The following is a 14,951-nucleotide window of genomic DNA, read 5'->3' as shown; positions in this document are numbered from 1 at the left end:
GTCTCATAAGCGCTGTAATGGCCAACGTGGTCAGTGAGGGCGCCGAAGAGCGCGGAACGCGAACGGTGCGTGCCGAAGGTGCCCTCAAAGCGATCGCGGCCGATCAGGAGTCGCCCGCACGGGTGCACCGCACCCTCGAACAGGCACTCGTCTTCGCCGGTGCCGCGTTCGTCGCCGTGTACGCGCCCGGTCAGGACGGCGAACTGCTCTGCCTCGTCGAGTCGGCCGGGGTGCCCAGGACGCTGTACGGCCTGCGCGACAGCTACCCGCGTGCCGGGCGGTCCCCGGTCGCCGAGGCGCACCGCGGTGGACGGCCGGTCTCGATGGGCCCGGCCGAACTCGCCGAGCACGCCCAGGCGCGGCGCGTGCCGTCCCGTGACTTCCATCTGCTGGCCCTGCCCGTGCACGGGAACGGCGGCGGCTGCCTGCTCGCCGTGAGCGAGCGCCCCGCCGGGTTCGACACCGACGACCGCACGTGCCTGGAACTCATCTCCGAGGCCGTCGCCCTCACCGCGCCGGCCGCGCTCGCCGAGGGCGGTGAACTGCCGCCGGGCGCCTTCAGCCTCGCCATGGACACCGGACGCGTCCGGATCGGCGACGATCTGCTGGACCTGTTCGGACTGGACCCCGTGGAGTTCGACGGCCGGGTCGAGACCCTGCTCGGCCTGACCGTGCCGGAGGACCTGCCCTCGCTGATGTCCGTCGTGGAGGCGGACCACATGTCCATCGGCGACCGCGAGCTGGAGTTCCGCGTGCTCCAGCCCACCGGGCCGCCGAAGTGGCTGCGGCTCAGCGGGCGCCTCCTGCCCGGCGGCGAGGGTCACCCGGCGCGGCTCGTGGGCACCGTCGCCGACGCCTCCACCCTGCGCTCCGACGTCACCGACGTCGCCCGCGTCCAGCGCCTGGCCACCGCGCTGGCCACCGCCGTCACCGTCCGCGACGTCGGCAACGCCGTGGTCGCCGCCCTACGCCGGCCGCTCAGGGCCGACCGGATCGCCCTCGCCGAGCTGGAGAGCGACCGGCTCGTCGTCACCGTCCTCGACCCGCCCGAACCCGAGGCCTGGCCCGAGCTGTGGCGCACGGAGTGGCGCGGCGAGTGGCCCGACGCGCCCGTGCGCGCCATGCCCACCCTCGCCGCCGCGCTGCGCGAGGGCCGCGCCCGGATCTGGCCCGCCGGCAGTCCCCTGGAACGCGCCCTGGCGGAGGTCGGCCCCGGCGGCCTCGCCGTCCTGCCGCTGCCCGCCGGGAACCGCATGGCCGGAGCCTGCCTGATCGGCTGGGACACCCCGCACGACTTCGGCACGGACGAGCGTGCCCTGCTCACCGCCTGCGCCGGTCTCGCCGGGCAGGCCCTGGTGCGGGCCCGGGCCTTCGACGCCGAGCACGAACTCGTCGGCATGCTCCAGCGCCAGCTGCTGCCGCGCCGCCTGCCCCGGCTGCCCGGCGCGGTGGCCGTCGCCCGCTACCTGCCCAGCACGGCCGGACTCGAACTCGGCGGCGACTGGTACGACGTCATCCCGCTGCCCGACAACCACGTCGCCCTGATCATCGGCGACGTCCAGGGGCACAGCGCGGGCGCCGCCACCCTCATGGGCCAGATGCGCACCGCCCTGCGCGCCTACGCCGTCGAGGGGCACCCGCCCGACGTGGTCGTCGCGCACGCCAACCGGCTGCTCATGGACATGGAGAGCGACCTCTTCGCCACCTGCGCCTACGTCGACGTCGACCTGGAGGAGGGCTCCGCCTGGTGCGTGCGCGCCGGGCACCTGCCGCCGGTGCTGCGCTACCCCGACGGCCGGACCGAGATCGCCGAGGCCGAGGGCGGCCCGCCCCTCGGGGTGATCACCCGGGCCGACTTCCCCATGAGCCCGCTGCGCCTCCCGCCCGGCACCGTGGTCGCCCTGGTCACGGACGGGCTCGTCGAGACGCCCGGCACCGACATCGACGAGAACATGGACCGGCTCGCCGGCCGGCTGGCCGAAGCCGCCCCCGCCGACCTGGGGCTCGTCGCCGACGCCCTCCTCGGCAACGCTCCGCGCACCGACGACGTCGCCCTGCTCCTCCTGCGCTACGACGGCATGGACCTGCGTCCGCTGCGCGAGAGCTGGACGGTGTGGCGCGTCCCGCAGGCGGTCGGGCACGCCCGCCGCTTCGCCCGGCGCACCCTGCGCTCCTGGGGCGTCACCGAGGACATCGACGCCGTCCTGCTCATCGTCTCCGAACTCGTCACCAACGCCCTCGTCCACACCGACGGCCAGGTCCGCATGGACCTCACCCTCATCAACAACCGCCTGCGCGTCGCCATCGCCGACGCCTCCCCGCGCAGCCCGGTCCGGCCGACCAGCATCGGCTGGGAGGCCACGGGCGGCCGGGGCATCCTCCTCGTCGAGGCCCTGTCGGCGACGTGGGGGACCCTGCCGGTCAGCGGCGGCAAGCAGGTGTGGGCGGAGGTCGTGCTCGGGCGGTGAACACCTCCACGATCATCTGTGACCGTGCCCGTTCGCCGGGTACCCGGGCGGCGCAAGACGGAGAACCCGAGCCGAAGGAAGAGGAACGTCATGGCTCAGCATGTCCGCGACATCATGACCAGCGATCCGGCCACGGTCGAGCCGCAGACCTCCGTCGCCGAGGTGGCCCGCATCATGCGCGACGAGGACCTCGGCGTCGTCCTGGTGACGGACGGCGACGATCTGCGCGGCGTGGTCACCGACCGTGACCTGGTGGTCCGGTCGATCAGCCAGGGCGGTGACCCGGAGCAGACCACCGTGGCCGGCGCGTGCAGTGACGACCTGGTCACCGTCAGCCCCGACGACGGCCTGGACCAGGCGGTGCAGCTGATGCGGGAGCACTCCGTGCGCCGTATCCCGGTCGTCGACCACGGCCACCCCGTGGGCATCGTCTCCCTGGGCGACATGGCCATGGAGCGCGACCCGGACTCGGCGCTGGGCGACATCAGCGCCGCGCGCCCCAACACCTGACCACGGCAGCCGGCCGGCCGGTCCCGCGCACGCACGGTGCGCGGGACCGTCGCATGTCGGGAGTCAACGGCCTTGAGGCGCATGGGACTTCAGAGCGCCGCCGAGACGTCACGACTCGTGTTTGTTCGGTTTGTCCATGGGGACTCGAACAGCAGCGGAAAGCAGAAGGAAGATGATGAGCCGTGACGACCATGGAGACCAGTGACAAGCCCCTCACCCGTCGGCCCGAGACCGGCTGGTCGAAGGCACGCCGCCTGCACGGCAAGGCCGCGCTGCGGACCTGCCTCCCCGCCGTGGAGGACCGGGCCACCACCAGGACCGCGCGCTCCGAGCCGGACTGGAACATCGTCAGGGGCGAGGACTGACCGCTCCCCAGGGGGCCGCGCGGTGACGACGGTCGTAACTCCGCGCATCGACAACCAAAAGAAGTGATGTTCACATCCGCCGGATCACGACTAAGGTGAACCGAATGAAGGCTCTCGTGCTGTCCGGCGGCGCAGGAACAAGACTGAGGCCGATCACGCACACGTCGGCCAAACAACTGGTGCCAGTGGCCAACAAGGCCGTGCTTTTCTATGGGTTGGAGTCGATCGCCGAGGCCGGCATCACCGACGTGGGCATGATCGTCGGGGACACGGCCGCGGAGATCGAGGAAGCGGTGGGCGACGGGTCGCAGTTCGGCCTCAAGGTCACCTACATCCCCCAGGAGCGGCCCCTGGGGCTGGCCCACGCGGTACTGATCGCCCGGGACTACCTGGGCGACGACGACTTCGTGATGTATCTCGGCGACAACTTCATCGTCGGCGGCATCACCGACCTCGTCGACGAGTTCCGCGGCAACCGGCCCGACGCCCAGATCCTGCTCACGCGCGTGGCCGACCCACGCGCCTTCGGCGTCGCCGAACTCGATCCCTCCGGCCAGGTCGTCGGCCTGGAGGAGAAACCCGACCAGCCCAAAAGCGATCTGGCGCTGGTCGGCGTCTACCTGTTCACCCCCCTGATCCACGAAGCGGTACGCGCCATCGAACCGTCCTGGCGCGGCGAACTGGAGATCACCCACGCCATCCAGCACCTGATCGACTCCCGCGCCGACGTGCGCTCCACGGTCATCACGGGCTACTGGAAGGACACCGGAAACGTCGGCGACATGCTCGAGGTGAACCGCATGGTTCTCGAGGGCATGGACCGCCGGATCGACGGCGACGTGGACACCGCGTCGGAGACCATCGGGCGCGTGGTGGTGGAGGAGGGCGCGCGGATCGTCAACTCCCGCATCGTCGGCCCCGCCGTCATCGGCTCCGGAACCGTCATCAGCAACTCCTACGTGGGTCCCTTCACCTCCATCGCGGAGAACTGCCGGATCACCGACAGTGAAGTCGAGTTCTCCATCGTGCTGCGGGACTCCTCGATCCAGGGCGTCGGCCGGATCGAGGCCTCGCTGATAGGCCGGCACGTCGAGGTGACGCCGGCCCCCAGCGTCCCCAGCGCCCACCGCTTCGTCCTCGGAGACCACAGCAAGGTGCAGATCACTTCATGAACCTCCTCGTCACCGGCGCAGCCGGGTTCATCGGCTCCCGCTACGTCCGCGCACTGCTCGCCCCGGACACACCCGACGCGCCGCGCATCACCGTGCTGGACAAGCTCACCTACGCCGGCACCCTCGACAACCTCGAACTCGGCCACCCACGGCTGGAGTTCGTACAGGGCGACATCTGTGACGCCGAACTGGTCGACAAGCTCATGGCCGACGCGGACCAGGTCGTGCACTTCGCCGCAGAGTCGCATGTGGACCGCTCGATCACCGGCGCGGCCGACTTCGTCCGCACCAACGTGCTGGGCACCCAGACCCTGCTGGACGCCGCCCTGCGCCACGCCGTGGGCCCCTTCGTGCACGTCTCCACCGACGAGGTCTACGGCTCCATCGAGACCGGCTCCTGGCCGGAGGACCACCCGCTGCAACCGAACTCCCCGTACTCGGCCTCCAAGGCCTCCTCCGACCTGCTCGCCCTGGCCTACCACCGCACCCACGGCCTGGACGTGCGCGTCACCCGGTGCTCCAACAACTACGGCCCGCACCAGTTCCCCGAGAAGGTCATCCCGCTGTTCGTCACCAACCTCCTCGACGGCCACAAGGTGCCGCTGTACGGCGAGGGCCGCAACGTCCGGGACTGGCTGCACGTGGACGACCACTGCCAGGGGATCGACCTCGTCCGCACCAAGGGCCGGCCCGGCGAGGTCTACAACATCGGCGGCGGCACCGAGCTCACCAACAAGGAACTCACCGGTCTGCTCCTCGACGCCTGCGGCGCGGACTGGGACCGGGTGGAGTACGTCGAGGACCGCAAGGGCCACGACCTGCGCTACTCCGTCGACTGGTCCAAGGCCCGCGACGAACTCGGTTACAGCCCCCGCCACGACTTCACCACCGGCCTCGCCGAGACCGTCGCCTGGTACCGCGACAACCGTTCCTGGTGGGAACCCCTCAAGCAGCGCGTCGCCCAGGAGCGCGCATGAGGTGGCTGGTCACCGGGGCGGGCGGCATGCTCGGCCACGACGTGGTCGAGGAGCTCACCCGGCGCGGCGAGGACGTGGTGGGGCTGGACCGTGCGGCCCTGGACATCACCGCGCCCGCGGCCGTCGACACGGCTGTCCGCGACCACCGGCCCGACCTGGTCGTGAACTGCGCCGCGTACACGGCCGTGGACGACGCCGAGAGCGACGAGGCCCGCGCCCTGGAGATCAACGGCGACGGGCCGCACCTGCTGGCCCGCGCCTGCGCGGCGCACGGCGCTCGCATGATCCACGTCTCCACGGACTACGTCTTCTCCGGCGAGGCCCGCACGACCCCCTACCCGGAGGACCATCCGACGGGCCCGCGCACCGCCTACGGCCGCACCAAGTTGGCCGGCGAGCGGGCCGTGCTCGAGGAACTGCCCGGGGCGAGCGCGATCGTGCGTACGGCTTGGCTCTACGGGGTCCACGGCGCTAACTTCGTGCGGACCATGATCGGTCTCGAAGCCCGCCGCGACACGCTCGACGTCGTCGACGACCAGCGCGGGCAGCCCACTTGGAGCGCGGACGTCGCCGAACGGATCGCCGACCTCGGCGTACGGCTCGGACCGGACGCGCACGGCGTCTTCCACGCCACCAATTCCGGCGAGGCCACCTGGTACGAACTGGCCCGCGAGGTGTTCTCCCTCGTCGGTGCCGACCCGGACCGGGTGCGCCCCACCAGCAGCGCGGCCTTCCCCCGGCCCGCGCCCCGCCCGGCGTACAGCGCCCTCGCGCACCGCCGGTGGCAGGAGATCGGCCTGCCGCTGCCGCGTGACTGGCGCTCCGCCCTGCACGAAGCACTGCCCCGTATCCGCAAGGAAGGTCCCCCTTCGTGAAACGCCATGAGTTCCTCCGGGAACTGCACAAGGTCAGCGCCAACCGCAACTACCTGGAGATCGGCGTCAACGACGGCCGCAGCCTGACGTTGTCCCGCGTCCCCAGCATCGCGATCGACCCCGCCTTCAAGGTGGTCTCGGAGCTGAAGTGCGACGTCCACCTGGTGAAGGCCACCAGCGACGACTTCTTCGCCCGTGACAACCCCCTCCAGCACCTCAAGGGCGGCCGTCACCCACTGCGCAACCTGCGCCGCGGCCGCAGCCCGATCGGCTACTGGCGCAAGACGACGCTGGACCTGTCGTTCATCGACGGCATGCACCTGTTCGAGTTCGCACTGCGCGACTTCATGAACGTCGAGAAGTACTCGGACTGGTCCAGCGTGATCGTCCTCGACGACATGCTGCCGCGCAGCATCGACGAGGCGGCCCGGGACCGGCACACCAACGCCTGGACCGGCGACGTCTTCAAGATCACCGAGGTGCTGGCGCGTTACCGCCCCGACCTGGTCACGGTCCAGGTGGACACCGCCCCGACCGGCCAGCTGGTCGTCTTCGGCGCCGACCCGAACAACCGGGTCCTGCACGACAAGTACGACGAGATCATGGCCGAGTACAAGATCCCCGACCCGCAGAAGGTCCCCGAGGCGATCCTGGAACGGGCCGGTGCGGTGCGCCCCGAGGCCCTCGTGGAAGCGGGCTTCTGGCGTCCCCTCGTCCAGGCCCGCAACCGCGGCCTGCCCCGCTCCATCGGCTGGGAGCCCCTGCGCAAGGCCCTGGAACAGGTGGGCGTCAGCCGCTGAGGCCTCCGGCGCCTTGCGGATCCGGGCCCGGGCGCTGCACGCGCCCGGGCCTTCGGCGTGCCGGGGTGAGGCGACCCGGCCTTTCCGCCGGGAGCGCCGTGGACGTCAGCCGTCCTGCCGCCGACCCCGCAGTTCCTCGTAATACGCCAGGCACGTCTCGTACGACGGCAGCAGGCCCTCGCGTTCCGCCTCGGCCAGGGTCGGGGCCTCGTCGTCCTTGGGGGAGAGGAGCGGCTCGATGCCGTCGGGCCACTCGATGCCCAGGGCCGGGTCGAGCGGGTGGATGCCGTGTTCACGTTCCGGGGCGTAGCCCTCGGAGCACAGGTACACCACCGTCGCGTCGTCCGTCAGGGCCATGAACGCGTGACCCAGCCCCTCCGCGAGGAACACCGCGTGCCGGGTCTCCTCGTCGAGCCGGACGGCCTCCCACTGCCGGTACGTGGGGGAGCCCACGCGGATGTCGATCACCACGTCGAGCACGGCACCGCGCACACACGTGACGTACTTGGCCTGGCTGGGCGGCACATCCGCGAAGTGCACGCCCCGCAGCACGCCCCGCCGGGAGACCGAGCAGTTGGCCTGGGCCAGGGACAGGTCGTAGCCCGTGGCCTCACGGAACTCCGCGCCCCGGTACCACTCGTGGAAGCTGCCCCGGTCGTCCGGGAAGACCTTGGGCTCCAGAACCCAGGCGCCCTCTATCCCCAGTGGTCGCATGCTGTCACTGCCCTCCGATCCTGAGACGGGAAACCTTGCGGCGCGCGGCACCGAGCACGCGCCGCGCACGGCGCGCCACCCGCAGGGCGACACCCGGCTGCGGTACGGGCGCCACTTGCACAGTCCCACCCGCGGCGCGCAGCGCGAACGGCAGCCCGGTGTACAGGGGCCGGGCGGCGTCCGGGCTCAGGCACAGGGCCACTCGCCAGACCCCGCCCGAGCGGCTCTCCGCGGGCAGCGCCGCCGTCAGTACCGCCTCTGTCCCGCCCGCGGCGGGGGAGAGCGTGCCGGGCGCCTCGAGGATCTGCTGGGCGGAGACGAACCGCAGCCGCACCTCCGTGTCGCCGGGGACGTACAGCGGAAGCCGCGCCCGCACCTGCTCCCCGGTGACGGTGACGGCGGACTGCTGCACGCGGCCCAGCCCGAGCCGCTTGCCCCGCGGGCCGAGCTCCAGGGAGAGGTTGCCGTGCGGGTCCGTCCAGTACGGCAGCGCCGCACGGCCCCCGACGACCCCGGCGTCCGGCGTGGGCCGGCTCGCCGTCGGCGCCGGGCCCAGCCGGCATTCCTTGGTCCAGCCGCCCAGCTTGACCCGGACGAGCGCGTCCCAGACGCCGTCCCGCGGCAGGTCGGCCGGATCGACGGTGGCGGTCGCCCGCAGCACCAGCCGGGCCTCCTCGCCGTCCCCGACGGGCACGGTCTCGCGGGTGAACCGCACGGGCTGGAAGTACTGGGCGGCACTGGACCGCTCCCGCAGCAGCAGGTCGGCGGTGGCCTGGCCGAAGCGTGCGGCGGTCTGCGCGGCCACCCACTCCACCGCCTCCATGACGTCCTTGGGCGCGTCGTCCAGCGGCGTCGCCTCGGCGTCGGCGGGGAAGGTCATCGGCTCGCCGCCGGAGGTGTACTCGGCCGTGAAGCCGATGCTGAGGGAGCCGTCCCGCCACTCCACGTGCCCGGGGGACGCCTTGGGCGCGACACCCGCCTCCCACTGGGCGAAGGACACGACGTCGTCGTACCGGTCGGCCGCGGTCAGCGCGGCGACGACCTGCTGCGTCGGCTGGAGCCCGGCCGCGACGCCCGGACCGAACCGCTCGACGACGACCTCGTGGATCTCGGCGAAGAGCTCCCTGCGGTAGCCGTCCGGCAGCTTCAGCAGACGCCGCCCCCGCAGCCGCTCGACCATCTCCACGCGCAGCCAGCGCCGGAAGAGCTTGTCGCGCACCGGTCCCGGCTCGGTGTACCGCTCGACGACGTCGAGGGCCTCACGGAGGTTCTTGAAGTAGCCGACCGGATCGAATCGTTCGAAACCGGCGTTGGAGCCGTCGTCGCGCCGGAGGTGGTAGTAGCAGACGTAGTCGCTGAGCACGGAGACGTTCTCCGCGCGCAGATACGCCTCGGCGATGAAGACGTGGTCCTCCAGGCGCCTTCTGCCCTCGGGGAAGCGCAGTCCGATGCGGTCCAGGAAGGCACGGCGGAACATCTTGTGCGGGGTGAGGCTGTCGATGAGCGGGGCGTTCTCGACCGTGGCGCGCGGATGGTTGCGGCGGAACAGCTCCACCGGCACCCCGCGGCCCTTGCCGGCCATCTTGCCCACGATGACATCGGCGCCGTTGGCGACGCCGTAGTCGTACATCCGCTCCAGGGCCTCGTCGCCCAGGTAGTCGTCGTTGTCGACGAACATGACGAACTCGCCGCGGCAGGCCTCGATGCCGACGTTGCGGGGCTTGCCCGACCAGCCGGAGTTCTCCTGGTGGATGACCTTCATCCGGGAGTCCTCGGCGGCGAGCGCGTCGAGCCGGGCCGGTGTCTCGTCGGTCGAGCCGTCGTCGACGAAGATCACCTCGTACTCTTCGGGAGGCAGGGACTGCCTCTGGAGCGAGGCGATGCAGTCCTCGATGTAGATCCCCGGGTTGTACACGGGGACGATGACGCTGACCTTGACCGGCATCGGGTTTCGGGGCCCCTTCGGGTCGCTTGCCGTAGACGTCCTGTTGTCTTGCGTGATGCCCGATGCTAACCCGGTCGGCGATGCCGCCTCACCTTTCGAGACCGGGCCGTGATCATCTCCGGCCACGAGGCAACTGAGCTGCGGAGTCAGCATGTTCGAAGATCGGCCGGGTTCCCGGGCGGGGGGAAGGTAAGCCTCTAGGGTGAGGACGTGCGCCTGCTTTTCATGTCCGATACTCACCTGCCCAAGCGGGCCAAGGCCCTGCCCGCCCCGCTGCTGGCCGAACTCCCGCACGCGGACGTCGTGTTCCACGCCGGCGACTGGGTCGACACGGCCACCCTCGACCTGCTGGAGGACCGCTGCCGCAGGCTCGTCGGCGTGTACGGCAACAACGACGGACCGGACCTGCGCGCCCGGCTGCCCGAGGTGGCGTACGCGGACCTGGGCGGGCTGCGCTTCGGCGTGATCCACGAGACGGGCCCCGCGCAGGGCCGGGAGAAGCGCTGCGCCGCCCGCTTCCCCGACCTCGACGTGCTGGTCTTCGGCCACAGCCACATCCCCTGGGACACCACGGCACCCACCGGCCTGCGCCTGCTCAACCCGGGCTCCCCGACGGACCGCCGCCGTCAGCCGCACTGCACGTACCTGACCGCCACCGTCGCCGACGGCCGGCTCACCGACGTCGAACTGCACCGGCTGCCACCCCGTACGCCCAGCTAGGGGGCGTGCGGCCGCCGCAGAACCGCCATGTCATGATCGGCGCATGGTGCGGGACAAGCGGGACAAGGGATACCTCCTGGACAACCGGCAGACCGAGGCCGGTACGCGCTTCGACGCGCTGGCCTCCCTCTTCGACGCCTCGACGTTCCGGCACTTCGAGCAGGTCGGGATCGCCGAGGGGTGGCGGTGCTGGGAGGTCGGAGCCGGCGGGCCCGGCGTCGCCACGTGGCTGCGCGAGCGCGTCGGGCCGCGCGGGCGCGTGCTCGCCACCGACATCGACGTGTCCTGGACCGAGGCGGCCGTGACCGACGGAGTCGAGGTGCTCCGCCACGACGTCGGCCGCGACGAACCCCCGGCCGGGCCCTTCGACCTGGTCCACGCCCGCCTCGTCCTGGTCCACGTGGCCGAGCGCGATGCCGCCCTGCGCACCATGATCCAGGCCTTGCGCCCCGGCGGTTGGCTGCTGCTGGAAGACGCCGACCCCGCGCTCCAGCCGCTGATCTGCCCCGATGAGTACGGCCCCGAGCAGGAGCTGGCCAATCGGCTCCGCACCGGCTTCCGTGAGCTGCTGCGGCAGCGGGGAGCCGACCTCTCCTACGGACGCAGGCTGCCGCGACTGCTGCGCGAGGCCGGGCTCACCGACGTCGAGGCCGACGCCTACTTCCCGATCACCTCGCCCGCGTGCGACGTCCTGGAGGCGGCCACCGTCCGACAGGTGAGGGAGAAGCTGGTCGCCGAGGGACTCGCCACGGACGAGGAGATCGAGCGGCACCTCGCCAACGTGGAGGCCGGGCGCCTCGACCTCGCCACCTCACCGATGATCTCGGCCTGGGGCCGACGGCCCTGACTCACCGGGGGCGGGGCGGATGCACCGCTCCCTCCGTGGCGGTCAGCGGAGCCCCGGTGCCGCCCCAGCGCAGCGCGACGATCTCCGCGGCGACCGACACCGCCACCTCCTCGGGCGTACGGGCTCCGAGGTCGAGCCCGACCGGTGAGCGCAGCCGGGACAGCTCCCGCTCGGTGAGCCCGGCCTCGGCCAGCCGTCGCGCCCGGTCGGCGTGGGTACGGCGGCTGCCCATCGCCCCGATGTAGGCGGCGGGCCGGCGCAGGGCCTCCAGCAGCAGCGGCACGTCGAACTTGGGGTCGTGGGTGAGGACGCAGACGACCGTGCGCTCGTCGGTGTCCGTGTCCCTCAGGTAGCGGTGCGGCCACTCGGTGACCACCTCGACGCCCTCGGGGAAGCGCCGGGGCGTGGCGAAGACGGGGCGGGCGTCGCAGACCGTGACCCGGTAGCCGAGGAAGTCCCCGATGCGGGCGACGGCCGCCGCGTAGTCGATCGCGCCGAAGACCAGCATCCGCGGCGGCGGTGCGAAGGACTGGAGGAACACGCTGACGGAGTCCTCGCGGCGCTGTCCCTGAGGCCCGTAGTGCCGCAGGCCGGTGGCACCGAGAGCGAGCTCGCCGCGCGCGTCGGCGGTGACGGCCGCGTCCAGGCCGCTCGCGCCCAGCGTGCCCGACACCCGGTCCGGCCGGACGGCGAGCGCCGCCCCGCGCGGCGCCGGGCCGTCGGTCACCGTCGCCACGGTCACCGGTTCTCCGGCCGCGACGCAGTCCACGACCGTGCCGAAGGCGGGATCCAGCCCGGGCGTCACGGGACGCACCAGCAGCGTGATCTCATCGCCGCAGGTCAGACCGACTTCGAAGGCGTCCTCGTCGCTGTAGCCGAAGGTCTCCAGCCGGGCCTCACCGCTTGCCACGACCTCCTGCGCCAGCTCGAACACCGCGCCCTCGACACAGCCACCGGACACACTGCCCACGACCTCCTCGTCCGGACCCACCGCCATCGCCGCGCCCGGGTCGCGCGGCGCACTGCGGCTGACCTCGACGACCGTCGCGAGGCCGAACGGGAGCCCGGCCGCGTACCAGCGGCCGAGCACCGGGAGGATGTCACGCACGACCGGCTCCTCTCCTTCCGTGCCCCCGCCGGGTACCCCGTCGGCGGTTAATTCCGTTGTGGCCCACCGGGCCGGTCTGCTGCACTGCACGGGTCGACGATGCGACGACGTCACCGAGTCCCGAGGAGCCCAGATGCGCCAGGCGTCCATGTCCCCCCAGTCAGGAACGGCTCCCTCTCCGAAGGACATGACGCTTCGTGCAGTTGCTCAACCTTGGAATTCTCGCCCATGTCGACGCAGGTAAGACCAGCCTGACCGAGCGGCTGCTCCATTCGGCCGGGGTGATCGACGAGGTCGGCCGCGTCGACGACGGGAACACCCGTACCGACACCCTCGCGCTGGAGCGGCAGCGGGGCATCACCATCAAGTCCGCCGTCGTCTCGTTCCCGCTCGACGGTGTGACGGTCAACCTCATCGACACACCCGGTCACCCGGACTTCATCGCAGAGGTGGAGCGCGTGCTCGGCGTGCTGGACGGCGCCGTCCTCGTGATCTCCGCCGTCGAAGGGGTGCAGGCGCAGACGCGGGTGCTGATGCGGACCCTCCAGCGGCTGCGCATCCCGACCCTGCTGTTCGTCAACAAGATCGACCGGCGCGGGGCGCGGGACGAGGAGGTGCTGCGGGCGGTCGCGGCCCGCCTGACACCCGCGGTCGTGCCGATGGGAACCGCCACCGGCCTCGGCACGCGCGCGGCCCGCTTCGTCCCGGGGCCCGGCCCGGCCGCCGCCCTGGACGTCCTGGCCGAGCATGACGACGCCCTGCTGTCCGCGTACGTCGAGGACACAGTCACGGACGGCCTCCTGCACAGGGCACTCGTCACCCAGACCCGGGAGGCCCTGGTCCACCCGGTCTACTTCGGCTCCGCCGCGACGGGCGCGGGCGTGGACGCGCTCCTGTCCGGTATCGAGGAACTGCTGCCGGCCGCCGGCGGGGACGCGGACGGGCCGGTCTCCGGCACCGTGTTCAAGGTCGAGCGGGGCCCGGCGGGGGAGAAGGTCGCCTACGCCCGGATGTTCTCCGGCACGCTGCGCACCCGCGACCGGATCCCCTGCGGAGCGGACGGCGCCGAGGGCCGGATCACCGGGATCAGCGTCTTCGGCCACGGCACGGACACCCGCGCCGACGCCGTCGCCGCCGGGCAGATCGCCCGGCTGTGGGGTCTCGCCGACATCAGGATCGGCGACGCGATCGGCGAACCCCGCAAGGCGTACGAGCACGTCTTCGCCCCGCCCACCCTGGAGACGGTCGTCGTCCCGGGGCCCGGTGTGAACAGAGGCGCACTGCACCTCGCGCTCACCCAGCTCGCCGAACAGGACCCGCTGATCGGCCTGCGCCACGACGAACGCCGGCAGGAGACCTCCGTCTCCCTCTACGGCGAGGTGCAGAAGGAGGTCGTCCAGGCGACCCTGGCGGACGAGTACGGTCTCCACGTCACCTTCCGCGAGACCACCCCGCTGTGTGTCGAACGGCTCGTCGGCAGCGGGCATGCCGTGGAGTTCAACAAGAAGGACGCGAACCCCTTCCTCGCGACGGTCGGCCTGCGCGTCGAACCGGCACCGGTCGGCTCGGGCGTCGACTTCCGGCTGGAGGTGGAGCTCGGCTCCATGCCGTACGCCTTCTTCAAGGCCGTCGAGGACACCGTGCGCGAGAGCCTCGGCCAGGGGCTGCACGGCTGGCAGGTCGCCGACTGCGTGGTCACCATGACCCACAGCGGCTACTCGCCCCGCCAGAGCCACGCCCACCAGGGCTTCGACAAGAGCATGTCGAGCACCGGGGCCGACTTCCGCGGCGTCACCCCGCTGGTGCTCGTCGAGGCGCTGCGGCGGGCCGGGACGCGGGTGCACGAGCCGATGCACCGCTTCCGCATCGAGGCCCCGGCCGACACCCTCGGCGCCCTGCTGCCGGTCCTCGCCGGGCTCGCGGCCGTACCGGAGGCGACGCGCAACCGGGGCGACCTCTGCGTCCTCGAAGGCACCGTGCCGGCGGCCCGGGTGCACGCCCTCGGACAACTGCTGCCGGGGCTGACACGCGGTGAGGGGGAACTGGAGAGCGCCTTCGACCACTATGCGCCAGTCATGCACGGCACGATTCCCGAGCGTCCGCGCACCGACCACAACCCGCTGAACAGGAAGGAGTACTTGTTGAACGTGACACGAAGAGTGGGCGGTTGAGGTGTGCGCGCTGGCCGAGAGGGAACTTACTCCAGAGTCAGGGGTGTTGACGGTGTCCTGAAATCACCGGACTGTAGTGGACATGCCGACTATCCGAGTACGTCTGCTGGTTGTCCTGGCTGTCCTCTTCGGCTCCCTGTCGGGGGGGGGGGGGCCCCCCCCCCCCCCCCCCCCCCCCCCCCCCCCCCCCCCGGGGGCGCCGGCCCCCCCCCCCCCCCCCCCCACCCCCCCCCCCCCCCCCCCCCCCCCCCCCCCCCCCCCCCCACCCCCCCACCCACG

13 protein-coding genes are annotated in these 14,951 nt (G+C 72.0%); 10 read left to right on the top strand and 3 right to left on the bottom strand.

From position 1 onward, the window contains the following. Positions 1-17 precede the first annotated feature (17 nt). The 7 genes from ACZ3I3_RS15010 (at position 18) to ACZ3I3_RS14980 (ending at position 7,167) form a co-directional block, all read left to right on the top strand. On the top strand, positions 18-2,468 hold the full coding sequence (locus tag ACZ3I3_RS15010) for a SpoIIE family protein phosphatase (protein WP_467365150.1): 2,451 nt from the start codon (positions 18-20) through the stop codon (positions 2,466-2,468). A 90-nt stretch (positions 2,469-2,558) separates the two neighbouring features. Continuing rightward, entirely contained in the window at positions 2,559-2,978 is a 420-nt protein-coding gene (locus ACZ3I3_RS15005; protein WP_150484613.1) for a CBS domain-containing protein, read from the top strand. 182 nt (positions 2,979-3,160) lie between these two features. Then, complete coding sequence (locus ACZ3I3_RS15000; protein ID WP_467365519.1) at positions 3,161-3,343, top strand: hypothetical protein; 183 nt, start codon at positions 3,161-3,163, stop codon at positions 3,341-3,343. Positions 3,344-3,447: 104 nt separating this feature from the next. Next, a complete protein-coding gene (locus ACZ3I3_RS14995) occupies positions 3,448-4,515 on the top strand; it encodes a glucose-1-phosphate thymidylyltransferase (RefSeq protein ID WP_467365147.1) in 1,068 nt (355 codons plus the stop codon). Then, positions 4,512-5,492 (top strand): dTDP-glucose 4,6-dehydratase, encoded by a 981-nt coding sequence (gene rfbB / locus ACZ3I3_RS14990; RefSeq protein ID WP_467365145.1) that lies wholly within the window; start codon positions 4,512-4,514, stop codon positions 5,490-5,492. Before ACZ3I3_RS14995 ends, rfbB begins: the two co-directional genes overlap by 4 nt. Next, positions 5,489-6,367, top strand: coding sequence for a dTDP-4-dehydrorhamnose reductase (rfbD, locus tag ACZ3I3_RS14985; protein WP_467365143.1), 879 nt, complete (start codon positions 5,489-5,491; stop codon positions 6,365-6,367). Before rfbB ends, rfbD begins: the two co-directional genes overlap by 4 nt. After that, a complete protein-coding gene (locus ACZ3I3_RS14980) occupies positions 6,364-7,167 on the top strand; it encodes a class I SAM-dependent methyltransferase (protein ID WP_274821613.1) in 804 nt (267 codons plus the stop codon). Before rfbD ends, ACZ3I3_RS14980 begins: the two co-directional genes overlap by 4 nt. A gap of 105 nt (positions 7,168-7,272) precedes the next feature. Here ACZ3I3_RS14980 and rfbC read toward each other — a convergent pair whose 3' ends face one another. Then, positions 7,273-7,881 (bottom strand): dTDP-4-dehydrorhamnose 3,5-epimerase, encoded by a 609-nt coding sequence (gene rfbC / locus ACZ3I3_RS14975; protein ID WP_467365141.1) that lies wholly within the window; start codon positions 7,879-7,881, stop codon positions 7,273-7,275. Between the two features lie 4 nt (positions 7,882-7,885). Then, the gene (locus tag ACZ3I3_RS14970; protein WP_467365139.1) at positions 7,886-9,826 is read right to left on the bottom strand and encodes a glycosyltransferase family 2 protein; all 1,941 of its coding nucleotides are present in this window, start codon (positions 9,824-9,826) and stop codon (positions 7,886-7,888) included. A gap of 210 nt (positions 9,827-10,036) precedes the next feature. On the opposite strand from ACZ3I3_RS14970, the gene ACZ3I3_RS14965 reads away from it, so the two are divergent. Then, positions 10,037-10,546 carry a metallophosphoesterase family protein gene (locus ACZ3I3_RS14965; RefSeq protein WP_467365137.1) on the top strand — a complete coding sequence of 170 codons (510 nt, stop codon included), beginning with the start codon at positions 10,037-10,039 and terminating at the stop codon, positions 10,544-10,546. A gap of 43 nt (positions 10,547-10,589) precedes the next feature. Further along, entirely contained in the window at positions 10,590-11,393 is an 804-nt protein-coding gene (locus ACZ3I3_RS14960) for a class I SAM-dependent methyltransferase (RefSeq protein ID WP_467365136.1), read from the top strand. Between the two features lies 1 nt (position 11,394). Here the strand turns inward: ACZ3I3_RS14960 and ACZ3I3_RS14955 are convergent, their stop codons facing one another. Beyond that, positions 11,395-12,501, bottom strand: a complete 1,107-nt coding sequence (locus ACZ3I3_RS14955) for an XdhC family protein (protein WP_467365134.1) — start codon at positions 12,499-12,501, stop codon at positions 11,395-11,397. 197 nt (positions 12,502-12,698) lie between these two features. Here ACZ3I3_RS14955 and ACZ3I3_RS14950 point away from each other — a divergent pair, with 197 nt between their 5' ends. Further along, positions 12,699-14,672, top strand: a complete 1,974-nt coding sequence (locus ACZ3I3_RS14950; protein WP_467365132.1) for a GTP-binding protein — start codon at positions 12,699-12,701, stop codon at positions 14,670-14,672. Positions 14,673-14,951: the final 279 nt, after the last annotated feature.

It is taken from the genome of Streptomyces sp. NPDC016851, assembly GCF_055562795.1.
This window is presented reverse-complemented; position numbering and strand designations above follow the sequence as displayed.

What these genes read in the sequence shown, in the direction of transcription:
- rfbB (WP_467365145.1), top strand. Translation starts at nt 4,512, where the DNA reads ATGAACCTCCTCGTCACCGGCGCAGCCGGGTTCATCGGCTCCCGCTAC.
- rfbD (WP_467365143.1), top strand. Translation starts at nt 5,489, where the DNA reads ATGAGGTGGCTGGTCACCGGGGCGGGCGGCATGCTCGGCCACGACGTG.
- ACZ3I3_RS14960 (WP_467365136.1), top strand. Translation starts at nt 10,590, where the DNA reads ATGGTGCGGGACAAGCGGGACAAGGGATACCTCCTGGACAACCGGCAG.
- ACZ3I3_RS14995 (WP_467365147.1), top strand. Translation starts at nt 3,448, where the DNA reads ATGAAGGCTCTCGTGCTGTCCGGCGGCGCAGGAACAAGACTGAGGCCG.
- ACZ3I3_RS14970 (WP_467365139.1), bottom strand. Translation starts at nt 9,826, where the DNA reads ATGCCGGTCAAGGTCAGCGTCATCGTCCCCGTGTACAACCCGGGGATC.
- rfbC (WP_467365141.1), bottom strand. Translation starts at nt 7,881, where the DNA reads ATGCGACCACTGGGGATAGAGGGCGCCTGGGTTCTGGAGCCCAAGGTC.
- ACZ3I3_RS15010 (WP_467365150.1), top strand. Translation starts at nt 18, where the DNA reads ATGGCCAACGTGGTCAGTGAGGGCGCCGAAGAGCGCGGAACGCGAACG.
- ACZ3I3_RS15005 (WP_150484613.1), top strand. Translation starts at nt 2,559, where the DNA reads ATGGCTCAGCATGTCCGCGACATCATGACCAGCGATCCGGCCACGGTC.